Source organism: Scytonema sp. HK-05, assembly GCF_963872035.1.
Lineage (GTDB): Bacteria > Cyanobacteriota > Cyanobacteriia > Cyanobacteriales > Nostocaceae > Kalymmatonema.
Genome location: NZ_CAWMYC010000095.1, coordinates 73,011 through 88,588, shown reverse-complemented (window position 1 = coordinate 88,588; position 15,578 = coordinate 73,011). Strand labels below are relative to the sequence as shown.

The 15,578-nt window shown below is 42.9% G+C and carries 13 protein-coding genes and 1 tRNA gene; 9 read left to right on the top strand and 5 right to left on the bottom strand.

Features of this window, described 5'->3' with window-relative positions; genetic code table 11:
* Positions 1–327 precede the first annotated feature (327 nt).
* From AACT52_RS14770 to AACT52_RS14755, 4 genes are all read right to left on the bottom strand, one after another.
* Positions 328–1,086, bottom strand: coding sequence for a thioesterase II family protein (locus AACT52_RS14770; RefSeq protein ID WP_073631716.1), 759 nt, complete (start codon positions 1,084–1,086; stop codon positions 328–330).
* Between the two features lie 208 nt (positions 1,087–1,294).
* On the bottom strand, positions 1,295–3,511 hold the full coding sequence (locus AACT52_RS14765; protein WP_073631712.1) for a GumC family protein: 2,217 nt from the start codon (positions 3,509–3,511) through the stop codon (positions 1,295–1,297).
* A 532-nt stretch (positions 3,512–4,043) separates the two neighbouring features.
* A complete protein-coding gene (locus tag AACT52_RS14760) occupies positions 4,044–4,181 on the bottom strand; it encodes a hypothetical protein (protein ID WP_158054639.1) in 138 nt (45 codons plus the stop codon).
* A gap of 361 nt (positions 4,182–4,542) precedes the next feature.
* Positions 4,543–4,614: transfer RNA gene (locus AACT52_RS14755), tRNA-Gln, on the bottom strand.
* 722 nt (positions 4,615–5,336) lie between these two features.
* Here AACT52_RS14755 and AACT52_RS14750 point away from each other — a divergent pair.
* The 8 genes from AACT52_RS14750 (at position 5,337) to AACT52_RS14715 (ending at position 14,098) form a co-directional block, all read left to right on the top strand.
* Entirely contained in the window at positions 5,337–5,657 is a 321-nt protein-coding gene (locus tag AACT52_RS14750) for a hypothetical protein (protein WP_073631708.1), read from the top strand.
* A 529-nt stretch (positions 5,658–6,186) separates the two neighbouring features.
* Positions 6,187–6,501, top strand: coding sequence for a PqqD family peptide modification chaperone (locus AACT52_RS14745; protein ID WP_073631784.1), 315 nt, complete (start codon positions 6,187–6,189; stop codon positions 6,499–6,501).
* A gap of 55 nt (positions 6,502–6,556) precedes the next feature.
* A complete protein-coding gene (locus tag AACT52_RS14740) occupies positions 6,557–7,090 on the top strand; it encodes a lasso peptide biosynthesis B2 protein (RefSeq protein ID WP_083630323.1) in 534 nt (177 codons plus the stop codon).
* Entirely contained in the window at positions 7,087–9,117 is a 2,031-nt protein-coding gene (locus AACT52_RS14735; RefSeq protein ID WP_073631706.1) for a lasso peptide isopeptide bond-forming cyclase, read from the top strand. Before AACT52_RS14740 ends, AACT52_RS14735 begins: the two co-directional genes overlap by 4 nt.
* 144 nt (positions 9,118–9,261) lie before the next feature.
* A complete protein-coding gene (locus AACT52_RS14730) occupies positions 9,262–9,531 on the top strand; it encodes a lasso peptide (RefSeq protein WP_233153945.1) in 270 nt (89 codons plus the stop codon).
* Between the two features lie 559 nt (positions 9,532–10,090).
* Positions 10,091–10,999 carry a hypothetical protein gene (locus tag AACT52_RS14725; RefSeq protein WP_073631704.1) on the top strand — a complete coding sequence of 303 codons (909 nt, stop codon included), beginning with the start codon at positions 10,091–10,093 and terminating at the stop codon, positions 10,997–10,999.
* 78 nt (positions 11,000–11,077) lie between these two features.
* Positions 11,078–12,919 (top strand): ABC transporter ATP-binding protein, encoded by a 1,842-nt coding sequence (locus AACT52_RS14720; protein WP_339374987.1) that lies wholly within the window; start codon positions 11,078–11,080, stop codon positions 12,917–12,919.
* A 51-nt stretch (positions 12,920–12,970) separates the two neighbouring features.
* Entirely contained in the window at positions 12,971–14,098 is a 1,128-nt protein-coding gene (locus tag AACT52_RS14715; RefSeq protein ID WP_073631700.1) for a nucleotidyltransferase domain-containing protein, read from the top strand.
* On the opposite strand, the gene AACT52_RS14710 is transcribed toward AACT52_RS14715, so the two are convergent.
* Entirely contained in the window at positions 14,084–15,172 is a 1,089-nt protein-coding gene (locus AACT52_RS14710; protein ID WP_233153944.1) for a hypothetical protein, read from the bottom strand. The two genes, AACT52_RS14715 and AACT52_RS14710, sit on opposite strands and share 15 nt — an antisense overlap.
* On the opposite strand from AACT52_RS14710, the gene AACT52_RS14705 reads away from it, so the two are divergent.
* Entirely contained in the window at positions 15,171–15,509 is a 339-nt protein-coding gene (locus AACT52_RS14705; protein WP_233153943.1) for a hypothetical protein, read from the top strand. The two genes, AACT52_RS14710 and AACT52_RS14705, sit on opposite strands and share 2 nt — an antisense overlap.
* Positions 15,510–15,578: the final 69 nt, after the last annotated feature.

The window sequence follows — 15,578 nt, the reverse complement described above, 5'->3', positions numbered from 1 at the left end:
TATAAGCAAGGAAAACCTGACCCGCCATATTGATATAAATATTGTATGAATCTAGTTCCTATACCGCTGTAAACGACGATAAGCCCTTATGCTCCTCCTTTTGGAGGATTTTACTGTAAATTTTTTTCTAGCTTTCCTGCCTGATTGTACTCTCAAAGGAAGTCACAATCATAGTGTGAATTTAGGTAAAGATGTTGAAGAAAAAATTATTTCTCGTGTTAATAAAATAATGAAGTTAAGGTTTTAAAACCCTAAAAAAGCAAAATAGCAGTCATCTAAAATAGAATCAAAAGGGCTTTCCAATAAACCTAGGCTCAAACGCTTCATTCAACTCGTAATCCGGTGTAGTTCTTGGGAAAGAGACTGCAGCAGAACTGATTGGGCTGAGTGCAGGAAGAAATGATCGCCTGTAAACATCTGTAGAGAAAATGCAGCATTTGTTTGGTTCTGCCAGGCTTGGAGTTCATCGTAACTCGCTTCTTCATCCTCTGAGCCACCATAAGCACTGATAGGACAGTTCAGGGGTGGCTCGGTAGTATAAACATAGGTTTCCAGAACTGCAAAGTCTGCTCGTAAAATTGGGACAAGAAGTTGCATCAGTTCGGCGTTTTGCAGCACCGCTTCCGGAGTACCATTGAGACGGCGCAATTCCTCTTTGAATTCAGGCTCTGGAAGGGCGTGGATGGGTGGCTTTGGGTCAGGGATTTGAGGGGCACGCCGACCAGATACAAACAGGTGATCTGGAATAATATTATACTCTTTACGCAGTAGACGGACAAGCTCAAAGCTAACGAGCCCACCCATACTGTGACCGAAAAAGGCAAACGGTTTGTCTAAATGTGGCAGGAGAACAGGAGCAATGGCTTGGACTAGAGGTTGTAGCTGCGTGAATGCAGGCAACTTCATCTGTGTTCCGCGTCCTGGCAATTCGATGGGACACACTTCAACAGTTGTGGGTAGACTGCGAGACCATGTACGAAAAATCACAGAACTACCACCTGCGTAGGGGAAACAGAATAAACGCAGGGAAGCTTGAGGATTCGGTTGAGGACACGTCACCCAAGAATGAATTCGCGCACTTGTCATAACTATGAGTCTAATATTGATGCTCCCAATAGAGTACTACGTGTTGCAACCAGCTTTCTCCATCTTTTTCCCAAGACTTAGCGGTTTCATAACGAGCAAAGCAGCGACAACATCCACCGAACCTAACAATGAGGCAAAAATCCCCAAGCTTGTTTTGCTGTGTCAATGCAATTGTAGTTGCGCTTGGGCGCAACTAGGAACTTATTGGTTATGAGTTTCTTCCACCGTTTCTAAAAGAAGATGAGTTTGATGTGGAATGACTGACGTTAATGCTATCCTCTCCACTTCTTTCGCCGCTCGTGCTGTGCTTGTAATACTGCTGGTAATAGCTATATGAGGCTGGGGTGGCATCTTTGGATTTATTGGCGATCACCCCTAAAATAGGTGTGCCAGATACTTGGAGTTCTTCTAATGCTTGCTGGAAGATAGTACGTTTGAGATTGCCCAATCCAGCGACTAGTATAAGTCCATTGGTATTAGCAGCCAGCAGGTTAGCATCAGCAAATCCTACGAGAGGCGGCGTGTCATAAATCACTAAATCAAAAGCACCTTGCAACTCGCTCATCAGATCCTGCATTTTCTGAGACGCAAGCAACCTGATTGAGTCAGGAGGAATTGGACCAGCACTAAGGACAAATAGGTTATCTTCTAAGGGCGATCGCTCAATCACATTGTTCCAGTCTAGGTCTTGTGAAATGACATCGGTCAATCCCTGAATATTCATCAAACCGACGCGATTATGAATTGTGGGAGAGCGGAGATTGGCATCTACTAGTAGGACTCGTTGCCCCATTGCTGCTGCTGCAAGCGCTAGATTTATTGCCACAGTCGTCTTACCATCTTCTTCTGCCGCCGAACTAATAACCAGTGAACGGATCGGTGTATCCGAGCCAAGAAGAAGAATATTGGTATAAAGAGAGCGAAAGACTTCAAAAAAGGAGGCTCTAGCTGCTTGTTGTAATCCACCACCGGCTTCTTGCCGAGCTAATGTTCCAAGTTCTTTTCTTAAGGGAACGACTCCTAATAGTGGTAATCCTGTCGCTTCCTTCAGGTCTTTAGAAGAATATAGGACATTGCTGAGCTTATCCGCAACTAAAGCTGCACCTGTACCCAACAGCAAACCTAACATTGTCCCCAAAGCTAAGTTACGTTTGGCACTGTCTGCCACAGCCCTTGGTTCTTTCACTTCCTGGAGTTGGGGGTCGAGTAACTTCCAAGATGGTAACCTTTGAGCTTGCTCAATCTGCAATGCTTGTTTTTTGGTTGAAAATTGAGTCAGACCTTCAGTGGCAATCTTTAATTCCCGCTGAATGTTATCGTATTCACGGATAGTGACTGCTAACTCTCTAAGATACTTATTGAAAGAATCAATTTTTTCTCCCAAAGATTTATCACGCGCTTGCAGTGCCCGGATACGGCTTTCATAATCTCTTTTCACGCGGTTCTCTTCTGCAGTAAGCATTGGCAGTAAGTTTGCCTTCTGCTCCTGTAAAAACTGCATACTAGGGTTATTATTTGTTAATTTAGCTGCACTTTTTTTGCCCTCAATTTCTACTGTTTGGATTTGATCCAGTATCTTTTGGTAGCGAGCATTTTCGCTCAGCACCGAATTCCCAGCTCTCTCGCCAGGCTGTTGCGCTAATTCCCGTTTCAAGTCCTGATAGGTCGCTAGCATTTGTTCTAGCTGCACCCGATTTTCTGCTCGCTGTTGCGTTAAAGTAGCAACCTGATTAGATATTTCTTGAGCTTTCTGTGCTGGTTCTACCAAGTCATTCTTTTGTCGAATGATTCGCAGTCTTTCTTGCCAGGCTTCAACCCGCTTCTCTAAAGGCTGTTTTTGTTCATCAACAAACTTTATTGCCTGCTTAACTTCGTCTTGACGTTCTTCCAGACTATATTGCACATAGGCATCTTTCACTAATGTTAAAACATCGCTTACTAGCTCTTGATCTGAACTTGTAAATTGGACTTCTAAAATATTTTGCTGTTGGGCTTGTATTTGTAAAATACCAGCGATTAAGTCGTAGTTCAGGTTTGGATATTTTGTGTGATATTTCTCCTGAAGCTTCTTGATCACCGGGTCTAGTATCACATGACTCTCTAAAACTTTGATCGTTGTCTGTACGACTTGTTCAGGAGGTGCTACCCCTTCTTGTGAACTTAGGGTTTGAGGGACATTGGATACTGCCCGACCTTCACCAGTCACAGGCTTAGTGAGAATCTCAAACTTGCCTTGATACACTGGAGGATCTGTTTCTGCCTTCAACACCGCTGCCGTAGCCACCACGCCTGTTACACCAGCAATCAACAAGGCGCGACGGCGGAGAGTTGCTCCAACTTGACCCAGATTCAATCCACCTTCTTCATTCGACTGGGCTGTGTAGGCTTGTGACAACGGGTGAGGATATCTGTCTGACTTCAGCATAGGCTTAGTAACTTGTCTAACTTATAGTTTTACGTGGTTGCACGCCTCGATTCAATCCTGGCATAGATAATTAAGTGTGTTCGATTGCCAAGTTATTCAACACACGCACAAAGGTTAATGAACATGTTAGCGAATCACATAGTTTTGACACCTTAGAGGGCTGTCTTGAGCTTCGTCATAAACCAAGTGATAGATACGTTACCCTGTCTGAAGTCTAAAAAAAATACTGATAAGACTGGAGGGATGCATTTATAGATACAGTACCATTACATTGAAAAATTTTGTAATTTATTTATATTTCAATGACATAATATGAAGATTTTATATAGAGTGACCATGCTGTTGGTATAAGGGTTAATCTGTTCATAAGAAATTTAAGAAACTCAATGTTGAAATACTTAATCGGGCACAAAGCTCTGTTTAGATATGTGTCGAATAGTACTTCTTTGACATTTATCTTGTTTAGTACATTCTTCTTATGCACTTGAGACTTTTCCGGATAAAACCCAGTGGTATCGATTTGACTTTCTTATCATAGGTATACACCAGAGATGAGAGTGCTAATGAGCACATTACCCTCTTGTTTAAAGGCGATCGCCATACGGCGGGCACTCTGAGCCATGACCTTTATGCGGGTAGTTGCTGCCATCAAGTAATACGCGCGTTGCATTGGCGAAGTAGCACCCTCACCCCTTCCCGTGTCCCAACTTGGGAGGAAAGTACTATCTTTGAGTGCAACGCGTGTACAAGGTATCCTACTACCCAACGGCTTGAAGATCAGCTGCCCCGTTCGTTTGTGAAACGGGGGAGGGGTTGCCACAAGGGCGATTTTTTGGGAGTATACGAGCGATCGCCTCTACAAGTTCCTATGGGGGGTTTGTCAACATTGACTTGACAGTTTCCTAGTAAGCGTTTTAGGGAAGACAGCGTTCACTACAGATGACACTTACACATCAATTTCATGTTGACTGCTGAGTAAGGAACAATGGAAAAACTAAAACGGTAGACTTCACAGCCTACCGTTTATGATACTGGGGCGCTAGGATTCGAACCTAGGGATGGCGGGACCAAAACCCGCTGCCTTACCACTTGGCTACGCCCCAACAATTTCATCCTTACATAATATAGCAGCGACACCTAGGGTCGTGTCAAGTACTTTGACAGATGTTTTCGGGCAAATACCAGAAATGCAACTTGAAATTTGAAATATTGTAGCGAGTATCAAGCACACAGGGGTTTCATCAAAGTGATAGAAAACGGAGCAACCTTGGCAGCAAGGCAGTTTCAAGTAGTACATATTTGGATTACAAGAAGACAAACTGCCTTGCTGCCGCCGAAAAGAGTACATATTTTAGTAAAGAAATAAGTAGGTCGGTACAAATAAAGTTAACAAGTTTTGGCAGTCATTAGTCCGGCGTCATTAGTAAGGGTTTTAGGCGTTTTTACATTTCTTAACGTAGTTCTGTTTATTTCCACCTATCTACTTATATAAGGTTGATCCGTTTTCTTATGATTTAGCCCAAGGGGTAGTAAGGGTTTAGGGACAACAAGAGCGAGTATGGATTTTAGCGGTATGCAATAGGTTTTGGTTGCTGACAGCACGCTGACTCCCTATACCACGTTAAATCCTGCTGCAATTTTCATGTGTTTGCCTTGATATTTTGCGTAGTTCAACTGTTTGTTCATTGCAAACACTAAATTAAAATATCTATCGTACTATTTAGCTTTGACCCAGAATTATTGTGATGAATCTCATAATCTGATATTTACCACTTGTAAGAGAAAAAACTCCTTAGTGTCACCACTATTTTTTTGCGAATCACTTATGTCATATACCAGGTCAGGCGTCAACCTTAATATCATTTTCTTATCGTTATATAAGTTTATACTAAAGAAAATTAAACACTCACAAACTAAGACCTACGACTATACCCAATATGTCAGTGGACGTGATTATGTTTTTGAACTAGCTGATAACCAGGCTAAAGGTTACATGACAGGACAGGGTAAAGGTATCAAACGCGGCGATTACATCATCTTATATAACGGCTCTAAATCTTGTCGCTATCAAGTTGAGGAAATTGATTACTACTCTGAACCACCAGATATGTGGATAGCTTTACTTGATGATATAAGCTCCCAATAAGAACTGGCTTATCATAACTTTACTTTATAGAGCCAAATACCAAAGTTTATAACAATTGGCATTCATAGTGTATGTAGAAGTTTTCTCGGATCTCGCTTTACCAGATCAAAAAATCTTCAGTCGGCTTGCAGCAATTTAATATTTTTATCGAAGAATAAGCAGACTTCCTATAATCAAGGTTCTCCGTGAGAATTCGGATAATTTTATCTGAATGTGTTGTTTTTATAAACTTGTGGAGAAATTGAGGAAATTCATTTATCCTATACTAAGATAAGAATACAAGCATCTCCAGAGTTTATACACAGGGTTGGTTATTTAAGTAGGAATCTACCACTGCGTAATAGAAAACGCAGGTATACATTCAGAATTGCAAATACTTTAATATCAGGGAAGTTTTAGAAGTGGATGCACCAGTTGCATCACTTAATATAGGCACAAACCTTCAAATGTTGGCACTGTACCTTGTTTAGGCAAGGTGCTATTTGGGTAGCCATAGCAGAATTACACATCGATAATGACTTTAGCTATGATGAGTTCAAAACAACTAAAGTACGAAATCTCAGAATCGTCGATAGTAGTAGCTGCTGTAGAGCAAATATCTTCCGATCTCGGCGGCGAAGCGGTCATCCTGAACCTCAAATCGGGTGTATACCACGGTTTGAATGAAGCGGGAGCGCGAATTTGGAATTTGATTGAGCAACCCAAGTCTGTGAAAGATATTAAGCAGGTGCTTCTGGAAGAGTATGAAGTTGAACCAGAAATTTGTATAAGCGATCTGTTGGCACTGCTAGACAATTTGAAAGATGCAGGGCTAATAGAGGTTAAGAATGAGACGGTTGTCTAGTTTTTTCAACCTTTCTAAGGGTAATGGCGCAGAGGGCCCGCTGAGTCCTCAGGACATGCTACGCGTTCGCGTTCGCGGAGCGTGCGCTTTGCGCTCAGCGTCTCCGAAGGAGATACGCGATGGGCAAAGCCCCGCCAAGGGCGATCGCCCTTTGGGCAGCTCCTTTTGGGAGCATCGCCATCTTCTTTTCATCATCACCTTTATTTTACTGGCAGCAATTAGGCTAGGGCTATGGCTTTTACCCTTTCGGAATTTATTGAAGCTTTTGCAAAAGATTAGCAAATCAAATTTTCTTGTTCCTTGTGAGGATAAAAGCCAAATTTCCGTAAGCAAGATTGTTTGGGCTGTGAACGCAGCCAGCCGCTATATGCCAGGTGGTGTTAAGTGTCTAGCCCGTGCTTTGACTACGCAAGTATTGATGAGTTACCACGGTCATACTCCTGAACTCCGTATAGGTGTTGCCAAAGGACAGGAAGGAAAATTAGAGGCTCACGCTTGGATAGAGTATCAGGGGCGGGTGGCGATCGGCAATCTTCCAGACCTTTCTCGGTTTATCCCACTGCCATCTCTGCAAGGAGTCAAACTATGAGCGGCATTATAGGCATATACTACCTTGATGGTCGCCCTGTAGACAGTGCAGACTTGGGGCAGATGGTTGATATCTTGGCGCATCGGGGACCTGATGGTGCAGACATTTGGGTCGATGGATCTGTTGGTTTTGGACATCGGATGCTATGGACAACACCGGAATCACTTATAGAGGAGTTACCTTTAGTCAGTCAAACTGGCGATTTGGTTATGACATCCGATGCACGCATAGATAATCGCGATGAACTTATCTGTGCGTTACAGTTTGATAACTGTCCACCCGAAAAAATCACAGATAGCCAGTTGATTTTGGCAGCTTATGAAAGATGGGGCGAGCAATGTCCAGAACATCTTTTAGGTGACTTTGCCTTCACCATTTGGGATAAGCGCAAGCAGAAACTTTTTTGTGCTAGAGACCATTTTGGAGTCAAGCCCTTTTACTACTATCATCAAGCAGGTAAAGCCTTTCTCTTTGCCTCTGAAATAAAAGCACTCGTTAGTTTGCCGCAAGTACCACGCCGCTTGAATGAGGTCAGGATTGCCGACTACTTGGCATTGATGATGGAAGACAAAGCCATCACGATTTACCAAGACATTATCCGGCTTCCCCCTGCCCACAGTATGGTGGTAAACCAGTCTGGTATCAGGTCATGGTCTTACTGGTCACTTAACCCCCATCATGAAATCCGGTTAGCTTCTCATGAAGCTTATGCAGAGGAATTTCGCAAAATCTTCACAGAGGCTGTAAGTTGTCGCATGCGGAGTGCCTTTCCCATCGTCAGCCACTTGAGCGGTGGATTAGATTCTTCTGCTGTGTCCTGTGTTGCGCGGGATTTACTTACGAAGTCTGGTAAAATTAAATTACACACTATCTCTAGTATTTTTGATAAAATTACTGAGTGCGACGAACGCCCCTACATTAACGCAGTGTTGGAGCAGGGGGGTTTCATTTCTCACTACGTTCATGGAGACGAGTTTGGTCCATTATCTAACCTAGATGAAATTTTCCAGTATGAAGATGAAGCTCTACTAGGACCGAGTCATTTTTATCCTTGGCATTTGAACAAAACTATTAAGGAACTGGGACTGCGAATTAGCCTCGATGGTTTTGATGGCGATACCACAGTCAGTCACGGTTTTATGAGACTCACGGAACTGGCGCGGCAAGGAGATTGGCAAAGTTTTATACAGGAAGCCAAAGGTGTTGCGAAAAACTTTAATGTCTCAGCTTATACTATGCTTCTGAGTCATGGTCTGCCATACCTCAAGGATTTGGCAAAGGGGTGGCGTTGGATAGCGTTTGCCAAGGCGGTGCAGCAAATCCACAAGCATTTTGGTGTTTCGCGCAAAAAGTTGATTTTGCAGCACGGACTCAAATATCTGGTCCCAGAAGCAATGTGGCAATGGTGGTACCGTTCGTATAAACAAGACAAATCCGTCAGCCCTGTAGCCTGCCAGACTCCCTTAGTCAATCGTAACTTTGCAAAGTGTATTGGTTTGGATGAGCGTATCCAGAAATTGGAAGGTTCTCCTAAACAACCCCTTAGCGTTAGAGAGGAGCAATGGCTTAGTTTTAACCAAGGGTTACTAGCCTACACTTTAGAGCAGATGGATCAATATGCGGCAATGTTTTCCTTAGAAGCTCGTCATCCGTTCATGGACAAACGACTGATTGAATTTTGTCTAGCATTGCCATCGGAGCACAAGCTCTACCAAGGATGGGGTCGGATAGTGATGAGGCGCGCCTTAGAGGGGATCTTGCCAAAAGAAGTTCAATGGCGTGGGGGAAAAGCGGATCTATCGCCAAATTTCACTGACGGACTCCTCAACCGCGATCGCCAACTTTTGGAAGAGGTCATGCGCGACAAATTAGGCAGCCTTGAAAATTACATTAATTTAGATATTTTACAAGGAGCATATCAGCGATTGCTCTGTGATGGTAACAAAGTTAGCGATGAAGACAGCATGGCAGTTTGGCAGGCACTCATCTTGGCTTTGTGGCTCGACTACAAGCAACTGATGCCGTAAGTCCAACCTCTTGGCAGGTTGTAGATTGGCTTAATCAATAGACCTCTCCAGAAATAAAAAATCAACGACGCTTTCATCAGGGTTCCAAACTTATTTTTGGAGAGGTTCAATCATTATATAAGACCAAGACACACCGTAAGTCCAATGACCAGGGAGCACTACCACAACCAACAAGTCGTCACAGTGGATAGACAACTAGGAGTTCAACTCATGAAAAAAACTTACAACGCACCTAAACTGACCAATCATGGAAGTGTGGAAGCAATCACCCAACTATATGGACCGGGGTCAAGAAGGGATTTCCTCTTTTTCACCGGTAATCCGAATGGCGTTGCCCCCGGTACTGTCGTGAGTGGCACCACTGGTTCTACAGACGCGGATATCGTACCTCAGGGCAGCTATACACCGAAATAACCCTAGAGTAATATTCAAAAATTTCATTGAATATCACTCTGGATGCATAAACTCGGACTTACTTCAAAAAGCAAATCATTTTTTCTGCTGCTAGTAGTTCATCGGATTAATTATGATCGTTGTATAAGTTCGTAGTAAGGACTTTAGTCCTAGACTATTTGAGCGAAGACAGCGCTCACTACCAAGCCTTTAAAACTAATGCGATAGATTACTAGAGCAGTGATCTTGGTTTGTGGTTTGACTACAACTCGATCATGTAGTAAGTCCAACATTTTGGCTGGTTGTGGCTTTGGTTATTGCGGTCTCTACCGCTACCAAGCCACACTGTAAGTCCAAGCATTAAGAGCATTTAAGGAAAATAGTTCTACAGAAACAATCTTTGGATTGAGTTTATAACACTTGTATGACTGCATCGATTGCTATGTGAAGAACAGTAGATTTCTGGTTTGTCGCTGTAGCAATTCAACCGGCCTATCATAGCGATTTTGTAGTAAATAAAGTTGTACAATTGCTGACAACTTAAGCCTCCATCCCCACATTGCCGAAACACGCTGAAGATATGAAACTTTATCAAGCCTACAATATATGCATTGCTTCAGAACTGCCCCTACCAGAGCTGATGGAGAGCGAAGGCAAGCCAGACGTGATTGTGCAGTTTGGCAAAATCAATGATACAAGGGAGACACAACATGATGGCGGTAACACTTTTCAAGGAGAAGTGGCAGAAGTAGGCAAGTTTTTCATTCAAAGGGGACGTGAAGTTGTCATTGATCCTGTTTTAGGAGTCGAAGAAGCTCTCCTGCGCACTATACTTTTGGGTCCTATACTATCTATACTGCTTCGGCAACGGGGACTGCTAGTTCTCCATGCTAGCTGTGTGGACATCAACAATAAGGCTGTAGCATTTATGGGTGGTTCAGGCTGGGGTAAGTCAACTTTGGCAGCAGCTTTCCATACCAAGGGATATGACATATTAACAGATGACGTCATGCCTATCGAATTTGTTTCAGATTCCCCGATTGTCATTCCTGCCTATCCTCAGTTCAAACTTTTTCCAGAAGCAGTAGCTTCTCTGGGACAAGATACTGACAGGTTATCTCCAGTTTTTCAAAATTCACCCAAACTTTCCTACAAATTTGAACGTGGTTTCCAACAAACTCCCTTACCGCTTCAGCGGATTTATGTCCTGGATAAAGGAAGCGCTCACAAGATTACTAAGTTACAACCCCAAGAAGCCTTTGTCGAGTTAGTGCGTCATACTCGTGCCATTAGCTTAGTGACAAATCCACAATTTGTGACTTCCCATATGCGTCTTTGTTCTGAACTTATTAATAATGTAACTTTTTGTCGCTTCACTCGCAAACCCTCCCTGACAGACTTACCAGAACTTGTAAAGTTAATTGAGGATGACCTGGCACAAATCAACACTAAAGATTTTGACCAAAAAATGATAGCGAGAGTTCCCTAGCTACAACATTTAGTTATCTGTTATCCGTCAAATAAACTCGAACTGTATTCACTATCCCTAACTCAGGGGGGTTTTAGGTTGTTTAGGAAACTCCGTGGCGCAAATACAATACTATCTCATCTACACAAAACTTTCAGCTTGGTCTGGGCAGCGTCACACTACTGGACTGTAGCTTGGATGATCATGCTGCTGGTTCAAGGATTGTTGCCAGCAATCTCTATTACCCTAACCCGACAGTTGGTTAATAATCTGGTAGTAGTTGCTGGAGGTGGCTTTTCTTGGGAAAGTCTTCAGAAAATTTTGATGCCAATAGGGTTAATGGCAAGTATCTTGCTTTTGGGGGAGTTTTTCAATGCTTGTGCTGAATGGATTCGTACAGCTCAGTCAGAATTAGTAAACGACTACATAAGTGGTTTGATTCATAAACAATCACTGACTGTCGATTATGGCTTTTATGAATACTCAGAGTTTAATGACAAGCTTAACCGCGCCAGGGAGGGAGCGAGTGGGCGATCGCTTGCTTTACTAGAAAGTACTGGCAGTTTATTGCAAAACAGCGTGACTTTATTTGCGGTAGCAGCAATCTTGATTCCCTACGGTTTTTGGCTCCCCTTGCTTTTAGTCATCAGTGCCTTTCCTGCATTCTATATATTGATGTATTTAAATAAAGTTCAGTATAACTGGTCGCAGCGGACTACGACTGCTCGCCGATGGCTAGGGTACTATGATTGGCTATTGACTAATAACTCCACGGCGGCGGAAGTGCGGTTGTTTGACTTTGGTGATTACTTCCAGTCGTCTTATAAGAAGTTGCGTCAGCAACTTAGACAGGAACAACTCAGGCTCTTGAGGCAGCAAACTTTGGGTCGCTTCGCAGCTACCATCATCGCATTGGCTATGTTGGGTTTTGCTGTGTTTTGGATGGGACGGCAAGTATTGCTGGGAGTTTTAACTTTAGGGGATTTAGCTGTATTTTTACAGGCGCTTGGTGAGGCACAAGGCGTTATTAAGACATTGTTAGGTAATCTGGGGCAAATTTACCGTAATAGCTTATTCATTGGTAACTTATTTGAATTTTTACAAATCCAACCTAAAATTGTAGACCCGCCCAATCCTTTGCCGATACCATCAATACTCACGCAGGGAATTGAATTTCGGCAAGTCACCTTCCGCTATCCTGGTACAGAAGAACCAGTATTGGATAACTTTAACCTGGTGCTGCCAGCAGGCAAAATTGTGGCGATTGTTGGTGATAACGGTGCTGGAAAAAGTACGCTCATCAAGCTCTTATGCCGCTTCTATGACCCTGACTCAGGAAGCATTGAACTAGACGGCACAAATATACGCGAGTTCCCAGTAAATAAATTCCGCAGGTTAATTACTGTTTTGTTCCAGTCTCATATTCCCTACTACACCACAGCTGGAGAAAATATTGCTTTGGGTGATATATGGGCAGCGTCAAATCAGGCAGAGATTGAAGCAGCAGCTCAAGCCTCAGGTATTCACGATAAAATTCTGCGCTTACCCCAAGGTTACAATACTATGTTGGGTAAATTATTCCCTGAGGGAGCTGAGTTAAGCGGGGGTCAATGGCAGCGTTTAGCGCTAGCACGGGCATTTTTTAGACGCGCCCAAATAATCATTCTAGACGAGCCGACTAGCGCTATGGACCCTTGGGCTGAACACGACTGGTTGGAAAGATTTCGCACATTGGCAAGCGATCGCACTGCCATTGTTATTACTCACCGCTTTACCTTGGCAATGCAAGCAGACATCATTCACGTAATGCGTGCTGGCGAGATTGTAGAGTCAGGGAGTCATGACGAACTGCTTGGTTTGGGTGGTTTTTATGCCAAATCTTGGTTTGAGCAAATGCAAATGACTAGTGAAAGTTCAAGTGTAGAGAGTGGAGTTGTTTAGGTACGCCATTTCAAATCGGTCAACATCAAATAAACTTATTCCTCATTTCGGATGAAAACTTTATCTAAACTTAATATAAAAAATCAGGCAATTCATGCTTTGCCAGAGATAGAGCTTATTTTGTGTTGTGTTCGTCCACAAGTTGATGATGCTACTACTGCACGTATCAAAAGCTTGGTCAAAGAAAATAACATCGACTGGCAAAAATTCGTTCAAAAAGCACACAGCTATAGTGTGGTGTCCCTTGTTTATACGCGCCTCAACACCATTTGCCCAGAGTTTGTACCAGAAACTATCCTAAATCAACTCCGCAGCTTCTTTGGTGCGATCGCTGGGCGCAACTTGTTTTTAACAGGAGAACTCATCAAACTCCTAAGTCTGATGCAACAACAAGGCATTGTGGCAGTGCCTTACAAAGGTCCAGTTTTAGCGTCCTTAATATACGGTAACGTCGCTCTGCGGCAGTTCGGAGACTTAGACATTATCGTTCAACAGAAAGATATTTTTGCAGTCAAGAAGCTGTTGCTGACTCAAGGATACCGATGCAAAGTTAATATGACGTATGCAGAGGAAATTGCCTATCTGCAATCTAAAACTGAGCATACCTATGACTTTATTCATGATGATAAAGGAATTTTTATAGAAGTTCATTGGCGAATTGCACCAAAATATGTATCTCGCATCGAACCTCAACACTTATGGAAAGACTTGGAACCATTCTCCTTAGCGGGTACAACTGTATCTAACCTATCCAACGAAGACTGGTTACCAATTCTATGTGTACACGCATCTAGACACATGTGGACACGTTTAGCATGCCTGTGCGATATTGCTACACTTATTCAAAATAACCCTAACCTGAATTGGGAGAAAGTGCTGAAACAAGCTAGCACCTGGGGCTGTAGACGAATACTCTTTCTAGGGCTTTTTTTGGCGCATCATCTTTTGGGAGTGGTTTTGCCAGAGGAAATTTGGCAGCAGGTGAAAGCTGAGCCTAGGGTAACTACTCTCCTACCCCAAGTGTACAATCAACTTTTTCATGAGGTCGGGACTTCAGATAGATTTCTTGGCAGAACTTTGTACCACATACAAATCAGGGAACGCTTGCAGGACAAAGTTTTGTATTTCCAATCTTTCTTTTACTGGTTGATGACTGCTCGCACCTCAGGTGAATTCTAGGGAACTGTTTGCATCTGCATTCAGGTGTAAAGAGCGCTCACGTGCTTGACGAGCAATCTGTCGCTCCTGCCATTGCAGACCAATCAAAAAAGCCACAGTAAGAGTTTGACCAGCCTCTTCCATCTGAGTAAAAATTAGACCGAAGACAAACATAGTGAGTATCAACAGCCGGGAAAAGTCATCTTTGGCAAGACGACTCCATAGGATATAACCAAGATACAGATAAGCCCCTAGACCTAAAAACCCTAAGTCTCCCCAGATGCCAACCCAGCTGAATAAAGGCATGAACATTGAGGACGAAAGAGCAAGCCAACTAGCGTTTACAACGTTCCAGCTTTCCATGCTTACAGGATGAGTTGTAGCCCCTAGCGGAGCCAGCAGATCCCAATAATCCCGGAAAAACCACCCTCCTAATCGGCTAACGGTATGACCGGGACCAAGACCTAACAACCAATTTAAGGGTGACTTATAGTAAGAAAGGATAATGCGAATTCCTGCCAATTTAAGATTAACAGCCTCACCATCTGGACCGTAAAGATCTGTCCTAGAAAACCAAAGTTTAAAACCATCTAAGCCTGGTATGTCTAGGTTTTCCACAGCCCAATAAAAACCTAAAAGAAAGATAACTATGCCTATAAAATACATTAGCACCTTACCAAAATTGTGGATTTTAGTAAATGACAAAAGTACCCAGGCTACCACAAATACAACCAATACCTGCTTGGAGTCGGAAATTAACATCTGATAAAACGCAGCGAGTAACCAAAATACACGCATCCAAATAGAAACCGTCTTAGCGTTTAGAAAATAGTACAAAGCAACGGCTATTGAAACGGAACAAGATACATAACCGCCAGCTCCTGACAAATAGAATACCCCTTGAATAGCGTCCTGCGGAGTGTATTGACCAACGCTAAGCTTACCTGCGTCTATAAGAGGTTTCTGAACCAAAGCCACCAATAGGTTAATCAGGGCAGAACCTAGTAGCCAAGCTCTCAATTTTTTAAAACTTGCTGTCGTTAGGGGGATACAAACTATCGCCAGCAGCAGCAGGAAAGGCTCAATAAGTATCATGAAACCCAAGAATACATTAATCACACCTGCCTTATTCAAAAGCGCACTGGCGATCATGATCCCAAGAAGGAGCAGACAAGCAGTTATAAGTTCCCATGAAATTGCAATTTGCTTCCTATCCTTGGTTGGGGTCTTAGTTATCGCAACTAGAAAAGCAAATGGAACAAGCAAAAAATGTACAAAATTGATGGCTTTAGGGGCACCTACTGCACTAATAATGCGGGGGAAAAAAGCAGTAGCAAAGGCTGTTATTATTAACGTTAAACTGGTAAGATATACTTTTTTTGTTGGTTTGAGAAACTGTCTGTTCACGGAGTTGCTATTGTACATGCTTTGACAAGCTTGTTAGTTTCAATTTATTTTTAGGCTATAATAGTCAGAATTCAAAAAATATATAAATACTAAG

Excerpts from the sequence above, each read along its gene's own strand:
- AACT52_RS14705 (WP_233153943.1), top strand. The coding sequence starts at position 15,171 with ATGAAACCCAAGAATACATTAATCACACCTGCCTTATTCAAAAGCGCA.
- AACT52_RS14750 (WP_073631708.1), top strand. The coding sequence starts at position 5,337 with ATGTCATATACCAGGTCAGGCGTCAACCTTAATATCATTTTCTTATCG.
- AACT52_RS14735 (WP_073631706.1), top strand. The coding sequence starts at position 7,087 with ATGAGCGGCATTATAGGCATATACTACCTTGATGGTCGCCCTGTAGAC.
- AACT52_RS14710 (WP_233153944.1), bottom strand. The coding sequence starts at position 15,172 with ATGATACTTATTGAGCCTTTCCTGCTGCTGCTGGCGATAGTTTGTATC.
- AACT52_RS14760 (WP_158054639.1), bottom strand. The coding sequence starts at position 4,181 with ATGCAACGCGCGTATTACTTGATGGCAGCAACTACCCGCATAAAGGTC.
- AACT52_RS14725 (WP_073631704.1), top strand. The coding sequence starts at position 10,091 with ATGAAACTTTATCAAGCCTACAATATATGCATTGCTTCAGAACTGCCC.
- AACT52_RS14745 (WP_073631784.1), top strand. The coding sequence starts at position 6,187 with ATGAGTTCAAAACAACTAAAGTACGAAATCTCAGAATCGTCGATAGTA.
- AACT52_RS14730 (WP_233153945.1), top strand. The coding sequence starts at position 9,262 with ATGACCAGGGAGCACTACCACAACCAACAAGTCGTCACAGTGGATAGA.
- AACT52_RS14740 (WP_083630323.1), top strand. The coding sequence starts at position 6,557 with ATGCTACGCGTTCGCGTTCGCGGAGCGTGCGCTTTGCGCTCAGCGTCT.
- AACT52_RS14770 (WP_073631716.1), bottom strand. The coding sequence starts at position 1,086 with ATGACAAGTGCGCGAATTCATTCTTGGGTGACGTGTCCTCAACCGAAT.
- AACT52_RS14765 (WP_073631712.1), bottom strand. The coding sequence starts at position 3,511 with ATGCTGAAGTCAGACAGATATCCTCACCCGTTGTCACAAGCCTACACA.
- AACT52_RS14715 (WP_073631700.1), top strand. The coding sequence starts at position 12,971 with ATGAAAACTTTATCTAAACTTAATATAAAAAATCAGGCAATTCATGCT.